Source organism: Ruegeria sp. CF5 (genome assembly GCF_056537325.1).
Map to the genome: position 1 here is coordinate 1,032,397 of NZ_JBQFRI010000001.1, position 22,380 is coordinate 1,054,776.

Sequence of the window (22,380 nt, forward strand, 5' to 3'; positions counted from 1 at the left end):
TCGCATTATGCCTCTATGGACCACGTAGATCGCATCGTCTTGCAATGGAACAAGGCCCGACCTGACCTTGATGTCAGTCCGATGGAAACGATTGGGCGGCTCACCCGTCTGGCGGCTCAACTCAGAAAAGAAATGGAGAAAACTTGGAAGGTTTACGGTCTCAACGCCGCCAGCTTTGACGTCCTGGCGACGCTGCGTAGATCCGGAAAGCCTGAAGGCTTGTCGCCGGGAGAGTTGCTTGACCTGACCATGGTTTCGTCAGGGACAATGACCAATCGGATCGACCAGCTCGTCAAGGTCGGTCTGGTAGAGCGCGTGCCAAACCCGGAAGACAAACGCGGATTCCTGATCCGACTGACTAAGACCGGATTCTCGAAAATCGAAAAAGCCGTTACAGATCACGTTGAAACGCAACATCGGCTCTTGAAAGGGCTATCACCCGTGCAGCGCGACAATTTGAATGCATTGCTTAAGGCACTGGGCGAAACGGTTGATGCAGATTCAAAATAAATACTGGTGAGCTAGGCGGCTCTCAAGAAACCATCACATTTTCAGAAAACGATTTACCAATGAAGCAAAGCACTTAAGCAGGAAATTCATAGCAACATATTCGCGAAACGCAGGCGAAAATTTCACTGTTCAATAGCGTCCAAACTGCTTGCCCTGCGCGCCGCTAAACTGATTTGTTGTGTGCCCGTGTCACAAACCTCAAGCCTGCCGCGTCCTGTTTCTGTACACCACGAAAACAGGAGCACCAAATGCAATCCCGTCTCAACTATTTCGCCGTCGCCCCGCAACTGATGCAGCCAATGCTCGACATGGAGGAACGCCTCAAAACTGCGGGCCTGGAGCATAGTCTAATTGAGCTGATTAAACTGCGCGTGTCGCAGATCAACGGTTGCGCCTTCTGCATCCACATGCACACCCACGACGCGCGCGCGCAGGGCGAGAATGAAGACAGGCTTCACCTGCTGAATGCGTGGCGAGAGTCGTCTCTTTACTCCGAGCGTGAATGTGCGGCTCTGGCTTGGGCCGAAACGCTGACCCGCGTCGAGCAGAATGGGGCACCGAATAACATCTATCAGGAGATGGCAGATCAGTTTTCAGATCAGGAAATGATCGCCCTGACGCTGGTGGTGACCACGATCAATGCCTGGAACCGCATTGCTATTGGTTTTGCAACGCCACATCCTGCCGCCAAGGAGGCCTCGGCCGCATGAGCCATATGACTTCACCCGTCAACGACCATACATTTGTCGATCTGCGACCGCGCGTGTTCGCGGTCGCCTATCGAATGCTTGGCTCCGTTAGTGACGCTGAGGATGTAGTGCAGGACGCGTTTCTGCGTTGGCAGAAGGTTGATCATGCCAGTGTGCGAGACGCGACAGGGTTTCTAATCCGAACCACCACGCGGCTATGCCTAGATCACATGCGGGCAGCGCGTACTCGGCGCGAGGCCTATCCCGGCGAGTGGTTACCCGAACCACTGATCACAGATGATGCCACCGACCGACTGGACCGTGACGTCTCGGTGGCGCTCCTGTTGGCGCTGGAGCGGCTAACTCCTCTCGAGCGGGCAGCCTTTCTACTCCACGATGTGTTCGAGCACTCATATGACGAACTGGCAAAGGTGTTGGATCGCGCACCTGAATCATGCCGCCAGCTTGTCAGCCGTGCCCGGAAGCATGTGCAGCGCAGCAAGCCCCGAACGCAGGTTGAGCCGCAACAGGGCGAAGCCATCGCGAGAGCTTTTTTCTGGGCTGCCAAAAGCGGCGATACTGCTGCACTTACAAAATTGCTCGCGCAGGACGTTCGATTTGTTTCTGATGGAGGCGGCAAAGTTCTGGCGACACTCAATCCGATTTTAGGACGGGACAAGGTGATGCGGCTATTGTCTGGATTGGCGCGCAAATACTCCGGTCAACCGGTACAGCAATGGCAATTCTGTCACCTGAACAATCTGCCATCGATCCTCAGCCACGAAACCGGCGACATTTTGCAAACCACGTCGTTGGAGATCGAAAGCGAGGTAATTACAGCGATTTACGTGGTGCGCAATCCAGAAAAGACACGACATCTTTCCTTTGACGAGTGACCACCCATCAATGGTAACCTACTTGACTAGATCGGTAAAAATGGTCGGAAGGAGAACCGAGCTTGAGCGCTGCTATCTAGTGCTGCTTTGTGGTGCTTCCGGAGGCATCCCTTTATCGACGCGACGCATAGCTGGCTGGCATGCTACTGCCAAACCTCCGTAATTTTCTTTAATAAAAGACAGTTTGCAAACCTGCATGCACTGCCTGGTTGCACTCAAGACAATTTCAGTCTCTGCTGCAGTCAAACAGCTTAAAACGAGGTCACAATGCCCCAAGCATCGGACACCAATCGCCGTATTGTTCTTGCCGAACGACCAAACGGACAACCGGACGAAAATACGTTGCGCCTTGAAACTACAAGCATTCCTGAACCAGGTCCGGAGGAGATGCTGGTACGAACGGTTTATCTGTCGCTGGATCCTTACATGCGCGGCCGAATGAACGATGCTAAATCCTATGCAGAACCCGTTCCGATTGGCGGTGTTATGACTGCGCAGGTCGTGGGACAGGTGGTCAAATCCAACATCAAAGAGTTCGAAGTCGGAGACTACGTTCTTAACACAAGCGGGTGGCAGGACTTCGCTGTCTCAGACGGTACCCAGGTGGTCAACTTAGGAAAGGCCCCGGATAACCCGTCCTGGTCGCTTGGAATTCTCGGCATGCCCGGATACACGGCTTATGCTGGACTGTTGAAAATCGGAGAACCCAAGGCTGGTGAAACTGTCGTTGTGGCTGCCGCGGCAGGTCCAGTCGGCGCTACAGTCGGTCAGATTGCCAAACTTAAAGGATGTCGCGTGGTCGGCATTGCTGGCGGTTCGGAAAAGTGCGCCCATGTTGTCGAAAACCTTGGGTTTGATGCGTGTTTGGATCATCGATCCGGCGACCTGGCTGCGCAGTTGCGCGAGGCATGTCCGGATGGAATTGACGTCTATTTCGAGAATGTAGGAGGCAAAGTTCTTTATGCCGTATTGCCCCTTTTGAACCCGTTTTCGCGGATACCCGTTTGCGGCATCGTATCATGGTACAACCTGCCTGGCCTCCCAGACGGCCCGGATATGGGTCCAGCGATCATGGGCACAATCTTGCGAATGAAAGTCAAAATGCAGGGTTTCATAATCTACGATAACTTCGGTCCCGACGTATACCAGGAGTTTGTCCGTGACATGAAAACCTGGCTCGAAACCGGTTCAATAAACTACAAGGAACATGTGATTGAAGGGCTGGAAAATGCCCCGGAAGCATTCAATCAGCTACTGGCCGGCGGAAACTTTGGGAAAATGGTTGTAAAAGTCGGTTAACCGAATTTGCAGCGTGATAGCGCGTGGTTCTTTGAAAAGGCTCTAGTGAACGACGGCCCTTCCCTGCCGGTGACTACCACACTGGGTCGCCAATTTGCAGCCCGTCGAAGCTGTCGTTCGCTGCGTCCGCGAAATATGCGTTGGGTCGAAATCACACTGTGCGCAACAAAGGCGCCTTTTGGGGGCTTCGGCGAAGGGCTGCTTTCTTAGAAAGGTTCCTAGGAAATCAACTCATGTAGAGGCAAGCAATCTGCGGTTTGGCCTTCCGATAAGAGCGCTATTGAACCACACCGCGCAAAAGCTCGATGAGTTTGTTAGTCTCTTCCTTTCCGAGCAGAGATTGGTATTCCGCGTCTTGCTCTTGTACTTCCTGCCGGATTTGCAGCATTCGTTTTTTGCCAAGCGCTGTGGGAAGAACGTTAATTTGTCGTTGGTCAGCCTGGGCCACTTGTCGATGGACCAAACCATCTGAAACCATACGGTCCACCAGTTTGGTCAGCGTTGGTGGGTTCATCAAAACGACTTCTGCCAGCTGTCCCATAGTTAACCGTTGGCCCGTCTCCAAAGTTTCGAGAATACGCCACGCTTCGATCTGAATTCCGTGCTGCTTTAGACGTGTGCTCAATGATGCAGACATCCTTCGATGTGCCGCCGCTAGGGCATATGAAAGATAGTCCTGAATTGAACTTGGGCTCGTTTGCATCGGCGTACCTGTTGTTGACAGCCTGAAATTATTTGACTTGGAAAGTAAAATCAATTGGTATGTAGCGGTCCTCGATAAGTCTGGGAAAGGCTGAGCCACTTTGACGACTCTTTTGGCTGTACCAACCGAACTTGAAGAACTGCGCGATGATCCGGTGTTGCGCGGCAAGGGAACGTATCGGATAGCCCTCCTTATCCCACTTTGTGGCGCCGCAGGTCTTTGGGCGCCGTCCTGCATCTCAAGTGCTCAGGTCGCTGTCGAAGAGCTGAACCGGACAAACGGAATTGATGGCCGCAAGGTTCAGCTCGTCATGATAGACGCCGCCATGGAGGCGAGTATTTCAATCGAAGAGACCGTGAACGACCTGATCGAAACGGAGTCGATCGATGCAATCGTCGGGATGCATCTCAGCTCGGTCCGGCATCGTCTCAGCAAGATTGTCCGCCAGCGAATTCCTTACATCTACACGCCACTCTATGAAGGTGGTGAGCGAACGCATGGATTGTTTGCAATCGGCGAAACACCCGATGAACAGCTTGGTCCTTCAATGGAGCATCTGCAGAACGAATATCGGCCTCGGAGTTGGGCTTTGATTGGCAACGACTACGTCTGGCCCAGAACGTCACACAACTATGCCAAGTCCAAACTTCAGGAGATGTCAGTTGGATTGGCCTATGAAAAATACCTTCCCTTCGGCCTGAAAAGCATGAACCAATTCGTGGAAGAAATATCCAGATCAGGCGCAGAGGCGGTACTGATCTCTCTAATTGGTCAGGACGCTGTCACGTTCAATCGGGCGTTTGGCAAGGCAAAACTACACGACCGGATGGTCCGGTTATCCTGCGCGCTTGATGAGAACGGTTTGCTTGGATGCGGGGCAAGTAACAGCCGCCGTATGTTCGCCGCGTCATCCTATTTTGGCGGACTTCCAACGGAAGCAAACGCAGCATTCAAGGAAAAATACTACCGGGTGCATGGGGATCAGGCACCGGTATTGAACACATTGGGGCAATCCACCTATGAGGGGGTGCATTTTCTGGCCGGGTTGATGCAGCGACACGCAACAGTCTGGCGGGAGCATAGTGTTACAGATGCCCTACCGGTGATCTATCGAAGTGGGCGCAAGCAGACGTCTTTTAACAAGAGTGAGCGGGCACCAATCTACCTTGCACGCGCGGATGGATTGAAATTAGAGGTAATAAAAGAATTATAATTCAACGCATTAAATGAAATATTTTCCATTTCAATTATTTTACTTGAAATGGAAACTAAATTCTCCCACGCTTTAGCGAACGAATGGATCGCGGGCCACAGGTCTGACGATTGGTCAATTGGGGAGAATTGCCTTGGCTTGGGTAATCACGCTAGTTCTGCTGGTAGTCATCGCGCTGATCGCAATCTGGTTTCTGCAGAGATATTACGCAAAAGCGACCTTGGACACTGCGCTGGTGAGAACCGGATTTAGAGGGCGCCGCGTTGTCACCGACGGTGGTTGCTTATCTCTTCCCATTTTGCACCAGATTCAAAAAGTGTCGATGGGCGCGCTGACCTTCAGCATAAGCCGCGAAGGTCGCGATGCCGTCTTGACGCGGGACAAGATGCGGGCGGATGTGCAGTTCGAATTCGAGCTTCGCGTGGCACCTACCGATGAAGGAATCTCAACAGCTGCGCAGGCCTTGGGATCGCGGATCGCGCGCAGTGGCGAAAGCGTCAAGGATGTATTCGCAGGTTCGCTTGTGGACGCAATACAACGTGCAGCAGCTGCTCGCACGTTGGAAGAAATTCACCTGGATCGCTCGGGGTTCTCCAAGGATGTGGCAGACGCCATCGAAACGCAGGCCGCAAAATTAGGACTGACCCTGGTTTCTGCCTCGCTGATTGCAGTTGATCAAAGCGATCTGAGCCAGTGGAACGAAAACAACGCCTTCAACGCGCAAGGAATGCGTCAGTTGGCAGCTTTGGTTGCGGACCAACGCAAAGAGCGTATCCGCATCGAAACAGAGGCCGAGGTTGCAGTTCGCGAAAGCCACCTGGCCCAGCATCAGCGGCAGCTAGAATTGCAGCGCGCTGAACGTGAAACCGAGATCGCGCAGCGGGAACATCTGGCCAAGCTCGAAGCAGACGCAAAATCCCGGGAAGAAAGAGCGTGCGACGAGGCAAAGCTCGCCAGCGAAACCGCCCGGATCGAAAACGAAAAGCGGGTAAAGGCGACGCAAGTTGAAAGTGACGAGGCTCTGCGTAAGGCCGAGATGGCAGCAATTCGCGCTCTTGAAGAAGAAAAGATCGAAAACGACATTCTGATTGCCCGGAAGCGAGCCGCAGAATCCGAGGCGCGCGCGGAAGAGGAAGAAGCCCGGGTCAAGGTGATACTGGCGGCGGAGAACGTTCAGGCGCAGAAAGAACGTGCCATCGCAGAGCGCGAACGGGAAACCGCCCGCCTGAAACAGGAAAAAGAGCTTGAACTCGAAAGTGCCAAGGTCAAGAGCGACGTAGAAACGCTGCTTGAGAAGGCCAAGGCTGACGCCGCCGCAAAAACCAAGGCCAGCGAAGCTGAACGCGCGCGCATGGAAGCCGAGGCCGCTGGCCGCATTGCTCTAAATCAAGCTGAAAACACACTTGGTGATGCGGTGATCCGAATGCGTCTGGAAGAGCGCAAGCTCGACCGCTTGCCGGAAATCATGACTCAAATGATGAAACCGGTTGAAAAGATCGACTCGATCAAGATCAACCAGATCTCTGGCGCAGGCGGCGGCAATGGCTCTGGCGCAGGCGAAGGGGTTGACGGCGCATTTGGTGCGGCCATGGACCAGATCCTGGGCATGGCCGTGCGTCTGCCAGCGATGAAGCAGATGGGCGAAGAAATCGGGTTTGATTTTGATGCAAATCTTGCAGGTCGGACTGCCGACTACGCCAACCGGATCAAAGACAAACCAAAGAACGACAAGTGACGGAAAAGCCGTCCGGCATCCAACAGGCATGACATTAGGGAGGAAACTGAAATGTCACTTAATCGCCGTAACTTTCTGGCCAGCACAGCGGCCCTTGCAGGCGCTTCGGTGTTGCCCCGCATGGCAATGGCCGCAGATACGATAAAGCTGGGCTCAATCCTTGATACCTCTGGTATTTTTGATGCTTATGGCAAGCCGATGGACATGGCCATGCGTCTGGCTGTGGACGAGATCAACGCCGCTGGTGGGCTACTGGGTAAACAGATCGAAGTCGTGGCTTATGACACCCAGTCCGACATGGCGCTTTATTCACAATATGGCCAGCAATTGACCCGCCAGGACCAGGTGGACGTCGTACATGGCGGCATTCTGTCGGCCTCGCGAGAAGCAATCCGCCAGACAATGCGCAAAACAAAAACGCCTTATTTCTATAATGTGCTTTACGAAGGCGGCGTCTGCGACCGGAACATCTTTATCAACGGCGTAACACCGGCACAGCAGGTTGAGGCGCTTGTACCCTACGCCATGGGCAAGTCCGGCAAGAAGGTCTACATCCTCGCCGCCGACTATAACTATGGTCAAATCACTGCGCGCTGGATTCAGAAATTTGTGGCTGACAATGGCGGTGAGACGGTGGGCGTCGATTTCTTCCCGCTGGATGTCAGCGACTTTGGGTCCACCATCGCGAAAATTCAATCTGTCGGTCCCGATCTGGTGATTGCTCCGCTTGTAGGCGGTGCGCATCTGTCGTTCTTCCGTCAGTGGGCCGCCGCTGGGATGAAAGACCGCATTCCGCTAGCTTCGACCACTTTGGGCGTAGGCAACGAGCACAAGGTTCTGACACCGGAGGAAGGCAACGGGATTATGGTTGCCTACAACTACAGCCAGGAACTCGATACACCTGCGAACAACGCCCTCAAAGAAAAATGGGCAGCTGCCTATGGCGATAGCAACCTGATCCATGAGATCGCAGTATCAAATTATCAAGGTGTGATGACTTGGGCAGAAGCCGTGCGTCAAGCAGGTTCGATGGATCGCGATGCGTTGATTGCGGCTCTGGAATCCGGGCTGTCGATTGATGGGCCGGGGGGCAAGATCACAGTTGATCCGCAAACGCACCACGCGGTGCTGGATGTTCACATTATGGAAATTGAGAACCAGGGCATGAAGGTGATCGAAACGCTGCCGCAGCGCCAGCCGATCGATACGCAGGCTGTGTGCGATCTGTCAGCCAATCCGGACGACAACTCGCAGTACGAAATCGAAATCTGATATCCCGCAGATTTTGGCGGGGCGGCGACATTGTCGCTCCGCACGCTCACTGTCGAGCCATCAAATCTTTCCAACGGAAACACATTCTCATGGACTTAACCGTCGTCATTCTTGTCGAAATGCTCTACGCGGTCGCTTCGCTGATCCTCATCAGCGCCGGGCTCGCGGTTGTTTTCGGCATGATGAAAGTGATCAACCTCGCCCATGGCGAATTCATGATGATGGGCGGGTACGCGACCATCACCGCCGTGAACCTCGGCGTGAACATTTTCGTGGCCATGCTAATCATTGCGCCCATTGTCGTCGGTCTGATCGGGCTAGTGGTCGAACGGCTGGTTATCCGCCACCTTTACGGACGGTTGGTCGATACGATGTTGGCGACCTGGGGGTTGAGCTTGTTCTTCATTGGTCTCGCCACCATGATCTTTGGCAATACAACGACTGGGATCTCGACGCCAATTCCAGGCTTTGCCATCGGGAACTACCAGATCAACGGCTACAACTTCTTCATCATCGTGGTCGCAATTCTGTTGCTGATCGGGATGCTTACGATCCTGAAGGCCACGCGCGCAGGGCTTATCGCACGAGGCGCGATGCAGCGCTCGGATATGGCGGCGGCATTGGGTTACAGTCCCGACCGCATCTACATGGCGACCTTCTTTTGCGGCTCTGCCCTATCTGGTTTGGCGGGGGCCGTTCTCGCGCCACTGGTTGGCCTCGTGCCGACATCTGGTGGGGCATATATCGCCAAGGCTTTCATCACCGTGATCGCAGGTGGGCCATCCTTGATTGCAGGTCTCTTCTCGAGCGCTGGTTTCTTCGGCGTGGTGAACCAGATTTTCACCTTCGCCATTTCTCCGGTGATTGGTGAGGTTGCTCTGTTGGTCGCAGCAGTCGTCCTGCTTCGCCTGCTGCCACAGGGGATCACGGGCAAGTTCTTCAAGGGGAAGCTGTGATGCAAGGGAGCCTTTCAAAAGACACCATCACGATCATCCTCGTCACGGCCTTTCTGATCTGGGTGATGCCTTTGGTGATCAGCACATACACACTGACCGTTCTGATCGTCTATGGGATGTTAGGGCTGAGCCTTGGCTTGATCTGGGGCTTCGGCGGTATCCTCTGCTTTGGCCAGGCCGCATTTTTCGGGCTGGGGGCCTACACCTATGCCGTTGCGGCCATCAACATCGGTGAAAGCACGGTTCCGATGATCCTTGCCGTTATTGTTCCGGCAGGGTTCGCTGCTCTTCTGGGAGCAATGATGTTCTACGGACGACTGAACGATGTTTACCTTGGGGTCATCACTCTGGTTGTGACGTTGATCTTATTCAAGTTCATCAACTCCACCGCTGGACCGCAATATGTGATTGGAGATGCTCGACTAGGCGGATTCAACGGCATTCCCGGATTTCAGACCTTGAACATCCCTGGAAGCCCGGACGACTACATCTGGGGGGACAGCTATTTCTATGTTTGTGCCGTTTTGCTCGGGCTGGTGTTCTTCCTTGTGTCGGCATTGCTGAGATCAAGCTTTGGTCGCATCGCCGTTGGCATTCGCGAAAATGAAACCCGCATGTCCCTCATGGGCTATGATGTTCGGGCCAGAAAAACCGTTTTGTTTGCCACCGGAGCCGCCATTGCTGGGTTGGCAGGTGCGTTGTTCGCGAACTGGGCCGAAATTGTAACCCCAAGCTTGTTTTCCCTTGGCCAATCTGCCGAGATTATCATCTGGTGCATCGTTGGCGGACTGGGTACGCGCTTGGGCCCAATCCTTGGTGCCGCCGGACTGGCCTATCTGAAGTTCCTTCTGGGCCAACAAACTTTGGTAGATAACACACTGATCACAGGTCTGATTTTAGTGCTGTTCGTCCTCTTCCTGCCAAAAGGCGTCGTTCCAGCATTGGCTGGTCTCTGGAAAGTGAGTTTTGGCCGCCGCCCACTGGGCCGCATTCATCAGCAACGTCGCATGAGGAACCGAGGGCGAGTCAATGGTTGAAACTGTTCTCGAAACTCATGGGCTTACGATGCGTTTTGGCGGTGTTGTCGCGTCTGACAACGTTGATTTCAAACTCCGCGCACGCGAGCTGCGTTGCCTGATCGGACCAAACGGGGCCGGTAAATCCACGTTCTTTAAATGCGTGACGGGGTTGCAAACGCCAACAGAAGGCGAGGTATTTATGCGCGGAGTAGAAACTACGCATTGGATGCCTCATCAAATCGCCTCGATGGGCGTGGGCATCAAGACGCAAACACCCAATGTAATGGACAGCCTCAGCGTGTTCGAAAACATCTGGCTTGCGGCAAGGCGGTTTCACGATCCCCAGGATGCCAATCGGAAGACACAGGAAATCATCGAACGTCTCGCCCTTGGCTCGATTGCCCGGGACGATCTCGGGCGGCTGGCTCATGGCGAGCGACAACGCGTTGAGCTAGGCCTTGTCGCTGTCGGAGATCCCTGGCTGGTGCTTTTGGACGAACCAGCGGCAGGCATGAGCGCCGAGGATGTTGAGCGGATGACAGAGATCATCCATGAGCTGAACAAGACTGCTGCGATCATCATCGTCGAGCATGACATGCAGTTCATTCGCTCAATTGCCGAGATGGTGACGGTGTTCCACCAGGGAAAAGTACTGATGGAAGATCACGTTGATCGCGTAATGTCAGATCCCACCGTTCGAAACGTCTATCTTGGAAAGAAGGCCTGAGATGACTGATGACGTAACAAACATACTTGAAGTCAAAGGTGTCTCGGGTGGGTATGGCAAAGTGCCAATCCTGCACGGGATCGAATTCGCGGTAGCGGAAAATGAGGTGGTAGGCATTCTGGGCCATAACGGCATGGGAAAGACCACACTGTTGAAGACCCTCATGGGGTTCCTGCCCGCAGGGTCCGGGACGATCAGGTTTCATTCAACCGACATCACCGGGATGTCACCATTCGAGCGGGCAGGATTGGGACTTGGCTATGTACCCCAGGGGCGGGGAATTTTTCCGCAGCTGACCGTTCGCGACAATTTACGGTTTGCCTGGCATGAATATGCTGGTGCTTCTGAAAGCGATGTCATGGAAGCCGTTCTTGCGGACTTTCCGCGTCTGCGTCCGCTGCTTGACCGTAAAGGTGGCGCGCTGTCTGGCGGTGAACAACAATTGCTGGCCCTTGCCCGGTGCCTGATGGGCGATCCGGATTTCCTTCTGCTGGATGAACCAACCGAAGGAATCCAACCCTCGATCATCGAGGAGATGGGTGAAACGCTACTGGCCCTGCGCGAAAGCCGGGGGCTTTCCATTCTTCTTGTCGAACAGAATTTCGACTTCATCTCCGACCTGTCCGACCGGGTTCTTGTACTTGAACGCGGCCGCATTACCGGGGAACTCAGTAAAGCCGACCTGTCTGATCAGGCAAAGGTTGATCAGTTTCTCGGCTTCGGGGCGGCCCGCTCGACCCGAGGGCAGGCCAGTGCACGTCCGGCGACCCGGCAAACATCCACAACACGAACCAAATCTCAGGCAGTAACCGAGATCCAACCGGCTGCCGCAAGCGTGGTGACGAACATGACCATAAAACGACCAACCCTTTCGCAGATGCGTGACATGGCCAGCCGGTTTGGAATGAACCTGTCCGATGAAGATCTGAACGAATACCGCGAGATCATCGAGCCATACATGCAGGCCTATGACCGTCTGGATGCGATGCCCGACTACCTGCCCGAAGTTCGCTATCCACGCAGCCCCGGCCATTTCCCGAACCCGTCCGATAATCCACTGAACGCATGGTACGTGAAAACAGAAGTGCGAGGCGCACCGGATGGCAAATTGCGTGGAAAACGCATCGCTTTAAAAGACACGATTTGCCTCGCTGGTGTGCCGATGATGAATGGCTCGTCCATCATGGAAGGCTATACGCCCGAGATTGACGCCACCATCGTGACCCGAATGCTGGATGCCGGGGCCATCATCACCGGCAAAGCACATTGTGAGAATTTCTGCCTTTCGGGAGGATCGCACACCAATGCCAAAGGACCGATTCATAACCCCTGGAAGCGTGGTTACATGGCGGGCGGCTCCTCTGGTGGATCGGCAGCGCTAGTAGCTGCGGGTGAGGTGGATATGGCAATCGCAGGTGATCAGGGTGGTTCAGTGCGCATTCCGTCATCCAATTGTGGTGTCTACGGAATGAAACCCACCCATGGACTTGTCCCCTACACTGGTGCGATGCCGATCGAGCAGACCATTGACCACCTCGGACCTGTGACAAACAACGTTGCCGACAATGCGTTACTGCTTGAAGTGCTGGCCGGCGAAGACGGTCTTGATCCGCGCCAGTACAAGCCCACGGTCTACAGTTATACTGAAGCGTTAGGTCGCGGTGCGCATGGGATGCGGATCGGTGTTTTGAAGGAGGGCTTCGGGCATGAAAACTCCGAAGCCGATGTCGACGCAAAGGTCATGCAAGCAGCGGATCGTTTTCGCGAATTGGGCGCGCGGGTGGAAGAGGTTTCCATCCCCGAGCATTACACTGCCATGGATGCATGGACGGCAATCACGCTCGAAGGCCTTCAGGACGGTATGATGTGGGGCAATTCAACTGGGACCAATTACAGGGGTCTGTTCTTGCCCTCGATGACTGATCACATGGCACAATGGCAGGGCCGCGCGGATGAACTCAGCCATTCACTCAAGGCCTGCATGTTTGTCGGAGAGCATTTTCAGCGCCAGTACAGGGGCCGGTTCTACGGCAAAGGTCAGAACATCATGCGGCTCTGCAACGAACGATATCTGGCTGCGCTAAAAAAATATGATCTTCTGTTGATGCCAACCCTTCCGATCAAGCCGCAACCTCATCCGCCTGCTGACTGCTCTCTCAGTCTATACGTACAGCGTGCCTTTGAAATGGTTCCCAACACGGCACCCTTTAACGGTGGACTACCCGCCATGAGTGTACCCTGCGGTCTGAGCGAAGGCCTGCCTATCGGAATGATGCTTGTCGGTCCAAACTATGGTGAAATGAAGATCTACCAGGCTGCGGATGCCTTTGAGCAATCGGGCGACTGGCGCAACATGTAAGGGAGGATCGATATGTCAATCCTGAACGAAAGTCTGCCGGTTCGAATTTCTGAATGGGATTTGCGAACCGAGGCAATCGGCGGTGCCACAGCGCCTCAAGACGGCAAATCATATGTCCGCGGCCCCACAACCCCACCATTGGCCTATATTACCATTTCCCAGCTTTTGCGCGATGCCGTTTCACGATTTGGCCCCCGGGAAGCCGCCGTGTTCAACGAGCAAGGCATACGGATGAGCTATTACGACCTGGATCGTGCCGTCGATGAACTGGCTTCCGGGTTACTGGCGCTTGGTCTGGAAAAGGGGGATCGGGTTGGGATCTGGTCACCCAATCGTTTCGAATGGGTGCTCACGCAGTTTGCAACCGCTCGTGTCGGGCTTGTTTTGGTCAACATCAACCCTGCCTATCGCTTGGGTGAGTTGGAATACGCCCTGAACAAGGTCAGCTGCAAAGCCCTTATCGCGGCCAAGACCTTCAAATCCTCCGACTACGCAGGCATGGTCCGCAATCTCGCCCCCGAACTTGAGGATTGCGAGCCGGGACGTCTGCGTGCAGCAAAGTTGCCGCATTTGCGAAACGTCATCATCATGGACGACCAACCGGGTCCCGGTGCGTATTCTTTCGAAACGCTTCGGAAACTTGGCGGCCCGGCTCAGCAACTTCGAATCCCAGAGATCGACAAGACACTTAGCCCCGATGATTCCATCAACATTCAGTTCACCTCCGGTACGACGGGGATGCCCAAAGGGGCCACGCTTTCGCACTATAACATCGTCAACAATGCGCGGTACGTGACCGATCGTATTGGTCTGTCCGAGACGGACCGGTTAGCGATTCCAGTGCCACTCTATCACTGTTTTGGCATGGTCATGGGCGTGCTCGGCGCTGTCAGCAAAGGGGCGACTATGATCTTCCCCGGCGAAGGTTTTGATGCGCCGCAGACACTTGATGCGCTAGAAAAAGAGCGATGCACGGCCCTTTACGGCGTGCCAACAATGTTTGTGGCGATGCTTGAAAACCTTGAAGGTAATCCACGTGATCTATCCAACATGCGCACCGGCATCATGGCCGGGGCACCCTGCCCCGTAGAGGTCATGCAACGCGTGAATTCCGCGATGAATATGAAAGAGGTCACGATCTGTTATGGGATGACCGAAACCTCGCCTGTGTCCTTCCAGAGTTTCGTGGACGATCCCACCGACAAACGCTGCGAAACAGTCGGTCGTATTCATCCTCACCTTGAGGTGAAGATCGTCGGTCAGGATGGGCAAATTGTGCCCGTTGGCATTCAGGGTGAGCTCTGCACCCGTGGTTATTCCGTCATGAAGGGTTATTGGGAGGACGCCGAGAAAACCGCCGAGAGCATCGTAGACGGTTGGATGCATACCGGTGATCTTGCCGTTTTCGACCATGATGGCTTTTGCTCCATCGTGGGTCGTGTGAAGGACATGATCATCCGCGGCGGAGAAAACATCTATCCACGCGAGATCGAGGAATACCTGATGCGGCATCCAAAGGTCAGTGATGTTCAGGTCTTCGGCATTCCTGATGAGAAGTTCGGCGAGGAAGTCTGCGCCTGGGCAATTGCCAAGCCCGGCATGGAGCTGACCGAAGGCGAGCTCCGCGATGCGTTGAATGGACAGATTGCCCACTTCAAAGTACCGAGGCATATCCGCATCGTTGACGAGCTTCCAATGACGATCACCGGGAAGCCACAGAAGTTCGTGATGCGAGACAAGATGGTGGAAATGCTTGGATAGCGGTCATTCGCGCAACATGCAGCATCCAGGTAATTGGGCTTGTTGCCAACCAACGAGCGAGCTTGGCATCCGAGGGTTAGATGCGTCTGGTCTGGCTGAGGGCGGCCCATTGCGGACCTTCGCCACAACTTTATGATGCTGCTGTGCGGCCCGTCAGACCGGCCTTTCGCTGTAAGTGCACTAACGTGCCACCGCTAAAGGTTGGCGGAGCGCAAAAATATTGCGCATCCATCACGTGGCAAACGAATAGCGGCCAAAGCCACCACGTTGCGCTTCCCGAATTCCAAGTATTTCAACGGTCTATCTGAGATTTAGCATCGACTCAGGCTCCTATGGTAACCTGAGGGCATCAGCGAGAAAACTCGGGAGGAAATGATGTCGGATGTTGACACTGTAAAGGCACTCGACGCTGCCATTATCGATGGAATCAACGCAAAAGACGCAGGTAAGGCAACGGAACCCTATGCCGAAGATGGCGCAGCCATGCCCCCAGGAGCGCCGATGATGTCAGGTCACGCAGCCATTCGGGAATATTGGCAGGCAGCAATTGATGGCGGCCTAGGTGATGTTGTAGCCGATCTTACCGAGGCACAGGTCAGCGGAGACATTGCCATTACGATGGGAACATTGACTGGCTCCATGGGTGGACAAAAACTCTCTGGGAAGTACATTCTCTACTTCCGCAAAGGTGACAGCGGCTGGAAGGTTCAGCGCGACATCTGGAATTTCGACGAATAAAATTTGCGGAACGTCGCAACTGTCAAAACAAGTGCTTTGAGGCGGCTGGTCGCACGTGGGCGGCATCGCTGTACGGCACGGCGACTTGACCACTATCTGTGATTGTCCAACAAACCAGTGGTACCTTCAATCCAGCACCATCAATGTTCGCCAGCCCCAGCATGAAAGCAAACGGCCTCGGATTAGAACCGAGGCCGTTTCTTCATTTGATCTGTAAAAATGACCTATTGAGACGCATAGGTCATGTCACGTGACACGCCACAGAAAACAGCTCGAAACAGGGGTCAACCGCACTTCGAATGGCCGCAGCTGCGGCACGTCATGCACCCCTCGATCATCACCATATCGAACTGTCCACAAGAGGGGCAGGCCTTGCCGCGAGGGGCGTCCGTGTTCACAACCTGCGCCTGCGGATCGGATTTCAGGCCCATCCCCTCGCCTTCCAGAAAGCCTATAGCAATCAAATGCTGTTCTATCACGCCACCAATCGCGGCCAGAATCGAAGGGATGTATTTGCCCTTGACCCAGGCCCCACCCCGCGGGTCGAACACTGCCTTCAATTCTTCAACCACAAAGGACACATCACCCCCCCGCCGGAACACGGCCGAGATCATCCGCGTCAGCGCCAGCGTCCAGGCATAGTGCTCCATGTTCTTCGAATTGATGAACACCTCGAACGGACGACGACGGCCGCCGATCACAATGTCATTGATGGTCAGATAGATCGCATGCTCGCTGTCGGGCCACTTGAGCTTGTAGGTAGATCCTTCAAGCGATTGGGGGCGATCCAGAGGTTCGGACATATAGATGACATCGCCGCCCTCGACTTCGTGCGGCGCATCGGCACTCTCGCCCGGTGCTTTGTCTGAGCTTTCGGAAACCGTCAGAACGGACCCCGTCACATCGTTGGGACGATAGGTGGTGCACCCTTTGCAGCCCTGATCCCAGGCCTGCATGTAGACATCCTTGAACGCGTCGAACGAAATATCTTCGGGGCAGTTGATCGTCTTCGAGATTGAGCTGTCTATCCATTTCTGGGCCGCAGCCTGCATTTTAACGTGATCCAGCGGCGTCAGCGTTTGGGCGTTGACAAAGAAGTCAGGCAATTCGGCGTCTCCGAATTTGTCGCGCCAGTGCTGAACGGCGTAATCCACCACTTCTTCCTCGGTACGCGATCCGTCTTTCTGCAGCACCTTGCGGGTATAAGCATAGGCAAAGACCGGCTCGATCCCAGACGAGACGTTGCCCGCGTAAAGCGAGATCGTCCCGGTCGGCGCGATTGAGGTCAAAAGCGCGTTGCGGATGCCATGCTCGCGGATCGCATCGCGCACGTCTTCGTCCATGTCCTGCATTGCACCACTTGCCAGAAACGCGTCTGCATCGAACAGTGGGAACGCGCCCTTTTCGCGTGCCAGGTCCACCGACGCCAGATACGCGGCGCGGGCGATCGCGTGCAACCAGCGCTCGGTCTGACGCGCCGCCTCGTCCGATCCATAGCGCAGACCCAGCATCAGCAGAGCATCAGCCAGCCCCGTCACCCCAAGTCCGATCCGGCGCTTTGCCTGCGCCTCGGCCGCCTGCTCTGGCAACGGGAACTTTGAGGCGTCCACAACGTTGTCCATCATCCGCACGGCAGTTGCGACAAGCTCCTGCAACGCCTTTTCATCGAGATGCGCGCCCTTCTCGAACGGCTCTGCCACCAGCCGCGCCAGATTGACCGAACCCAACAGGCAGGCACCGTATGGCGGCAACGGCTGTTCACCGCATGGGTTGGTGGCGGCGATGGTTTCGACGTAACTCAGGTTGTTGGCCTGATTGATACGGTCGATGAAGATCACGCCGGGTTCGGCATAGTCATAGGTCGCCTGCATGATCCTGTTCCACAGATCGCGAGCCTGAACCGTGTGATAAACCTTGCCATCGAACACCAGCTCCCAAGGACCATCTGCCTTGACCGCTTCCATGAAAGCATCGGTCACCAGAACGGACATGTTGAACATGCGCAAACGGGCCGGGTCGGATTTGGCGGTTATAAAATGTTCGATATCCGGGTGATCACAGCGCATCGTCGCCATCATCGCACCCCGGCGCGAACCCGCAGACATGATAGTACGGCACATGGCGTCCCAAACATCCATGAAGGACAGCGGCCCAGAAGCATCCGCCGCCACCCCGTGCACATCCGCGCCGCGTGGCCGGATGGTCGAGAAATCATAGCCTATGCCGCCGCCCTGCTGCATGGTCAGCGCGGCCTCTTTCAGCATGTCGAAGATGCCGCCCATGCTGTCGGGGATCGTGCCCATCACGAAGCAGTTGAACAGGGTCACCTGCCGCGCCGTGCCCGCCCCGGCGGTGATGCGTCCTGCGGGCAGGTATTTGAAGTCCTCAAGCGCTTCATAGAACTTCTGCTCCCAAAGCGCGGGGTCTTTTTCCACCTTGGCCAAATCCCGCGCGATCCTCCGCCACGTGTCCTCGACCGTCTGGTCGATGGGCGTGCCATCTGCCTGTTTAAAGCGGTATTTCATGTCCCAGATCTGCTCGGCGATGGGGGCGGCAAAGCGGCTCATTGGTGATTCCCTGACTAGAAAGAGGCATCCATCTTAGACCAGAAGCCACGCAAACCACAACAACTTGATGACGCCTGATCTTGAGCTACAATATATAAGGTGGGCTTGGGACGACTCTGTGGGAAAGCTGTGGATAAGTACGTAAACCTCATAAAACTTTCGGTCGGGTCGGAAAGCGTGGATTCGCTGATTGCGTGGCAGGACAGCTATCGGCAACGCTTTGACGATGGACTGCCGCGCCACATCACCCGCATGTGGCCCAAGCGTGAGGCCGAAATTCTGAACGGCGGATCGATCTACTGGGTGATCAAGGGCGTTGTTCAGTGCCGTCAGCGTATCCTGCGGCTGGATGAGGTGATGGGCCAAGACGGCATCCGCCGATGCGGCATCGTGCTGGAGCCCGAGGTTCACCGCACACAAAACGCGCAAAAGCGCCCGTTTCAGGGCTGGCGATACCTGAAGCCCGAAGACACGCCACCTGACCTGCCCAAAGGCAAATCACAGGACGATGCCCTGCCCGACGACCTAAATCGCGCCCTGGCCGAGATCGGTGTGCTGTAAGATCAGCTCAGCCGATCCATCAGTTCAGACAGAGCCTTCTTGTCTGCTGCATCGTAACTGGCCACGCGACTGCGCCACAGGGTCGCCTGCGATCGAAGGATTAGCCCGTCTGGCAGGATTTTCAGGTGGTTGGCGCGCAATGTCTCACCGGTCGAGGTGATATCGGCGATGGCCTCGGCAGTCTCGTTAACTACCGTGCCTTCGGTCGCGCCCTGACTGTCGACCAAAGTGTAGTCTGCCACCCCCGCATCCGTCAGGAATTCACGCACCAGACGGTGATACTTGGTTGCGATCCTCAGACGGTGCCCATGGGCCTGCCGAAACGCGGCCGCCGCTGCATCAAGGTCATCCAGAGTATCAACGTCCACCCAACAGGCCGGAGCCGCGATGACCAGATCCGCCTGACCGAAGCCCAAGAGCGAAACTTCCTCGACCTGCTGTTCCCAACGCGGCAGTTTTTCGTGCACCAGATCGGTACCGGTCACACCCATGTGGATGCGCCCCGCCGCCAGTTCACGGGGTATTTCTCCGGCGGACAGCAGGATCAAGGATACCCCGTCAATCCCATCGACTTTTCCCGCATATTCACGATCCGAACCGCTGCGCGACAATGTGATGCCACGCTTGTCGAACCACGAGAATGTCTTTTCCATCAACCGGCCCTTGGAAGGTACGCCCAGCTTAAGGCTCATTGGGACGCCTCCTCGATTTCAAGCATCAGGTCCGGGCGCAAAACACCTCCGACAGCGGGGATTTCCGCACCATTTCCCAGTTGCCGGGTCAGCGCGTCATATCGGCCACCGGTTGCGATGGGCGGCAGATCGGGGCGCCCTTCGGCATAGAAACCAAAGACGAACCCGTCGTAATATTCCATCGACGTACGGCCATATGCGGCTTCGAAATCCAGCCGCTCGACGTCAACGCCACGCGCCTGAAGTGAGGCGATTCGGGCCTCAAGCCGATCCAGCGCGGGCGTGATCTGTGGCAGATCGACGGCCACATCGCGCAGTTGTTCCAGTGCAAAGGGCATGGTCTCGCGCACGTTCAGTAAGGTTTCCAGCCCCGCCAGTTCGTTGTCCGAAATAGGCGGTGTATCACGGTCTTCGCGCAGCGCAGCAATCCGCGCCTCAATCTCCGCGGCCCGCCGCTTGCCGATCATGGGCGCGTCGAAAGACATCGGATCCGTCGCATCCAGCAAGGTGTTCCGGCCTTCGGGAACCGGTTTACGGCCCGCGAACCGGTCCAGCAGAATACGGAACCGGCGGGGACGCCACAGGTGTCGCATCAGTGCGGCTTTGCGCCGATCCGTTGTTCGAAGACCTTGTACTGCAGCCGTCAGAATACCGATGTCACCGGTCGCTGCGCGCAAAGGCAGACCACGCAGCTGGAGCGCGAACAGCGAAAACACTTCGGCGTCCGCACCGGCAGGATCGTCGCGGTCAAAGACCTCGTATCCGACCTGAATGTACTCATTGGCCCGGTCGGGGTCATGTTCCTGACGGCGGAAAACTTCACCCGAATAGGTGTAACGCGCAGGCTCGGCCCCGTCGCTCATATGCATCTGCACGACAGGCATCGTGAAATCGGGGCGCAGCATCTGCTCGCCCCGCAGCGCGTCCGAGGTCACATAGGCGCGCGCGCGAATGTCCTCACCATAAAGGTCGAGCAACAATTCTGCCGGTTGCAACAGCGGCGGGTCCACGACCTGCGCGCCGGCGGCCTCAAAGCGCACGCGCATCATCGCGGCGCGGGCCTGTATCTGGGAACGGTTTGGCATCGCCTAGCCCTGACTGTCGAGAATTTCACGCACTTTGGAGACCAGATCGCCACGCGGCACTTCAAACTGGCTGGGGCGTTCTTTCCATTCCTCCAGCGTGGCGCTTTCGGCGATCTTGGCGCCAAGGATAAGGTCCTTGATCTGCACGATGCCACCTGCCTTTTCATCACCGCCTTCGATCACGGCGATCGGAGAGTTCCGCTTGTCCGCGTACTTCAACTGATTGCCGAAATTCTTGGGATTGCCCAGATACACCTCGGCCCGGATGCCCGCATTGCGCAACTCGGCCACCATCGTCTGATAGTCGGCCATGCGGTCGCGGTCCATGACGGTAACGACCACAGGGCCCGTGGCCTGCGAACTTACCCGGCCCTTTTCGTGCAGGGCGGCCAGCAGACGGTCGACGCCAATCGACACACCTGTTGCAGGCACTTCCTGCCCGGTGAAGCGTTTGACCAGATCGTCATAGCGTCCACCACCTGAGACAGATCCGAACTGCCGCTTGCGGCCCTTTTCGTCAAAAATCTCAAAGGTCAGTTCGGCCTCATATACAGGGCCGGTGTAATATCCCAGACCACGCACGACGGATGGATCAATCTCGATCCGGTCCGCACCGTATCCGCCCGCCGCCAGCAGCGCGCCGATCTGTTCCAGTTCGGCAATACCATCCGCGCCGATCTTGCTGTCCCCTACTGCAGCACGCAGGTTGGCCAGCGTGCCAGCAGTTTCCGCAGCTTTGGAGGTCAGGAAGGCAATCACCGGCTCGGCCTGATCGTCGCTGAGGCCCACACCGTCGATGAACGCACCGGATGCATCCAGACGGCCCTTGGTCAGCAGTTCGCGTACGCCCTGCTCGCCCACTTTGTCGAACTTGTCGATGGTGCGCAGGACGTTGTCTCGGGCCGCGGCGTCTTCGCCCAGCCCCATCGCCTCAAGCACGCCGTTCAGAACCTTGCGGTTGTTGACGCGCACCAAATAGTCACCGCGCGGAATGCCGACGGTTTCCAGAGTGTCCGACAGCATCGCGCAAATCTCGGCGTCCGCCGCCATCGAGGCCGTGCCGACCGTATCCGCATCACACTGATAGAACTGCCGATAACGCCCCGGTCCCGGCTTTTCGTTGCGCCAGACCGGCCCCATCGCATAGCGGCGATAAGGCGTCGGCAGATCATTGCGGTGCTGGGCGTAGACGCGGGCCAAAGGCGCGGTCAGGTCGTAGCGCAGGGCCATCCAGTCGCCGTTGCCACCTTCGTCAAATTCCTGCCATGCAAAGACGCCCTCGTTCGGACGATCCACATCCGGAAGGAACTTGCCCAGCGCCTCGACGGTCTCGACCGCGCTGCTCTCCAGCGCGTCAAACCCATAACGATGATAGACGTCCGCAATAGCCCGCAGCATCTCGGTGCGCTGCGAAACTTCCTGGCCGAAATAGTCGCGGAACCCTTTCGGCGTAATGGCCTTGGGGCGGGGCTGTTTCTTGGGCTTGGCCATATGGGGCGTCCTTGGGATTTTCATGTTCCGCGCGCGGTCTATCCCATGGCCTGCATCGGGGCAAGCCAACCCTCTGCCGCAGGGCGCGCTTTCTCTGGTCAGAGGGA

19 protein-coding genes are annotated in these 22,380 nt (G+C 56.0%); 14 read left to right on the forward strand and 5 right to left on the reverse strand.

Going from position 1 to position 22,380, the window contains the following annotated elements; translation table 11 throughout:
* The first annotated feature begins 15 nt into the window (after positions 1 to 15).
* The 4 genes from ACR0NW_RS04985 (at position 16) to ACR0NW_RS05000 (ending at position 3,394) form a co-directional block, all read left to right on the forward strand.
* Positions 16 to 510, forward strand: a complete 495-nt coding sequence (locus ACR0NW_RS04985; protein ID WP_480448574.1) for a MarR family winged helix-turn-helix transcriptional regulator — start codon at positions 16 to 18, stop codon at positions 508 to 510.
* Positions 511 to 758: 248 nt separating this feature from the next.
* Positions 759 to 1,220, forward strand: a complete 462-nt coding sequence (locus ACR0NW_RS04990) for a carboxymuconolactone decarboxylase family protein (protein ID WP_480448573.1) — start codon at positions 759 to 761, stop codon at positions 1,218 to 1,220.
* Complete coding sequence (locus tag ACR0NW_RS04995) at positions 1,217 to 2,095, forward strand: sigma-70 family RNA polymerase sigma factor (RefSeq protein ID WP_480448572.1); 879 nt, start codon at positions 1,217 to 1,219, stop codon at positions 2,093 to 2,095. The genes ACR0NW_RS04990 and ACR0NW_RS04995 overlap by 4 nt, the downstream gene beginning before the upstream one ends.
* 267 nt (positions 2,096 to 2,362) lie before the next feature.
* Entirely contained in the window at positions 2,363 to 3,394 is a 1,032-nt protein-coding gene (locus ACR0NW_RS05000; RefSeq protein ID WP_480448571.1) for an NADP-dependent oxidoreductase, read from the forward strand.
* A gap of 277 nt (positions 3,395 to 3,671) precedes the next feature.
* Here ACR0NW_RS05000 and ACR0NW_RS05005 read toward each other — a convergent pair whose 3' ends face one another.
* On the reverse strand, positions 3,672 to 4,019 hold the full coding sequence (locus tag ACR0NW_RS05005) for a MarR family winged helix-turn-helix transcriptional regulator (protein WP_480448570.1): 348 nt from the start codon (positions 4,017 to 4,019) through the stop codon (positions 3,672 to 3,674).
* 178 nt (positions 4,020 to 4,197) lie between these two features.
* Here ACR0NW_RS05005 and ACR0NW_RS05010 point away from each other — a divergent pair, with 178 nt between their 5' ends.
* The 9 genes from ACR0NW_RS05010 to ACR0NW_RS05050 all read left to right on the forward strand — a co-directional run bounded on the left by ACR0NW_RS05010 (position 4,198) and on the right by ACR0NW_RS05050 (position 15,877).
* Complete coding sequence (locus ACR0NW_RS05010; RefSeq protein WP_480448569.1) at positions 4,198 to 5,310, forward strand: substrate-binding domain-containing protein; 1,113 nt, start codon at positions 4,198 to 4,200, stop codon at positions 5,308 to 5,310.
* Positions 5,311 to 5,443: 133 nt separating this feature from the next.
* Complete coding sequence (locus ACR0NW_RS05015) at positions 5,444 to 7,045, forward strand: flotillin family protein (RefSeq protein ID WP_480448568.1); 1,602 nt, start codon at positions 5,444 to 5,446, stop codon at positions 7,043 to 7,045.
* A gap of 51 nt (positions 7,046 to 7,096) precedes the next feature.
* The gene (locus ACR0NW_RS05020) at positions 7,097 to 8,317 is read left to right on the forward strand and encodes an urea ABC transporter substrate-binding protein (protein WP_480448567.1); all 1,221 of its coding nucleotides are present in this window, start codon (positions 7,097 to 7,099) and stop codon (positions 8,315 to 8,317) included.
* 89 nt (positions 8,318 to 8,406) lie between these two features.
* Positions 8,407 to 9,273: a branched-chain amino acid ABC transporter permease gene (locus ACR0NW_RS05025; RefSeq protein ID WP_480448566.1), complete on the forward strand. Its 867-nt coding sequence runs from the start codon at positions 8,407 to 8,409 to the stop codon at positions 9,271 to 9,273.
* A complete protein-coding gene (locus ACR0NW_RS05030) occupies positions 9,273 to 10,310 on the forward strand; it encodes a branched-chain amino acid ABC transporter permease (protein ID WP_480448565.1) in 1,038 nt (345 codons plus the stop codon). Before ACR0NW_RS05025 ends, ACR0NW_RS05030 begins: the two co-directional genes overlap by 1 nt.
* Entirely contained in the window at positions 10,303 to 11,019 is a 717-nt protein-coding gene (locus ACR0NW_RS05035; RefSeq protein WP_480448563.1) for an ABC transporter ATP-binding protein, read from the forward strand. The genes ACR0NW_RS05030 and ACR0NW_RS05035 overlap by 8 nt, the downstream gene beginning before the upstream one ends.
* A gap of 1 nt (position 11,020) precedes the next feature.
* Positions 11,021 to 13,378, forward strand: coding sequence for an amidase (locus ACR0NW_RS05040; RefSeq protein WP_480448562.1), 2,358 nt, complete (start codon positions 11,021 to 11,023; stop codon positions 13,376 to 13,378).
* A 12-nt stretch (positions 13,379 to 13,390) separates the two neighbouring features.
* Entirely contained in the window at positions 13,391 to 15,139 is a 1,749-nt protein-coding gene (locus tag ACR0NW_RS05045; RefSeq protein WP_480448561.1) for an AMP-binding protein, read from the forward strand.
* Positions 15,140 to 15,514: 375 nt separating this feature from the next.
* The gene (locus ACR0NW_RS05050; RefSeq protein WP_480448560.1) at positions 15,515 to 15,877 is read left to right on the forward strand and encodes a YybH family protein; all 363 of its coding nucleotides are present in this window, start codon (positions 15,515 to 15,517) and stop codon (positions 15,875 to 15,877) included.
* 284 nt (positions 15,878 to 16,161) lie between these two features.
* On the opposite strand, the gene ACR0NW_RS05055 is transcribed toward ACR0NW_RS05050, so the two are convergent.
* The gene (locus tag ACR0NW_RS05055; RefSeq protein WP_480448558.1) at positions 16,162 to 18,444 is read right to left on the reverse strand and encodes an adenosylcobalamin-dependent ribonucleoside-diphosphate reductase; all 2,283 of its coding nucleotides are present in this window, start codon (positions 18,442 to 18,444) and stop codon (positions 16,162 to 16,164) included.
* Positions 18,445 to 18,573: 129 nt separating this feature from the next.
* Here ACR0NW_RS05055 and ACR0NW_RS05060 point away from each other — a divergent pair, with 129 nt between their 5' ends.
* Positions 18,574 to 19,005: a DUF1489 family protein gene (locus tag ACR0NW_RS05060; RefSeq protein WP_480448557.1), complete on the forward strand. Its 432-nt coding sequence runs from the start codon at positions 18,574 to 18,576 to the stop codon at positions 19,003 to 19,005.
* A gap of 2 nt (positions 19,006 to 19,007) precedes the next feature.
* On the opposite strand, the gene hisG is transcribed toward ACR0NW_RS05060, so the two are convergent.
* Genes hisG through hisS form a run of 3 tightly spaced genes read right to left on the reverse strand, consistent with a single transcriptional unit; the run spans position 19,008 to position 22,273 of the window.
* Positions 19,008 to 19,697, reverse strand: a complete 690-nt coding sequence (gene hisG / locus ACR0NW_RS05065) for an ATP phosphoribosyltransferase (protein ID WP_480448555.1) — start codon at positions 19,695 to 19,697, stop codon at positions 19,008 to 19,010.
* Complete coding sequence (locus tag ACR0NW_RS05070; RefSeq protein WP_480448554.1) at positions 19,694 to 20,782, reverse strand: ATP phosphoribosyltransferase regulatory subunit; 1,089 nt, start codon at positions 20,780 to 20,782, stop codon at positions 19,694 to 19,696. Before ACR0NW_RS05070 ends, hisG begins: the two co-directional genes overlap by 4 nt.
* Positions 20,783 to 20,785: 3 nt before the next feature.
* Entirely contained in the window at positions 20,786 to 22,273 is a 1,488-nt protein-coding gene (gene hisS / locus ACR0NW_RS05075; RefSeq protein ID WP_480448553.1) for a histidine--tRNA ligase, read from the reverse strand.
* Positions 22,274 to 22,380: the final 107 nt, after the last annotated feature.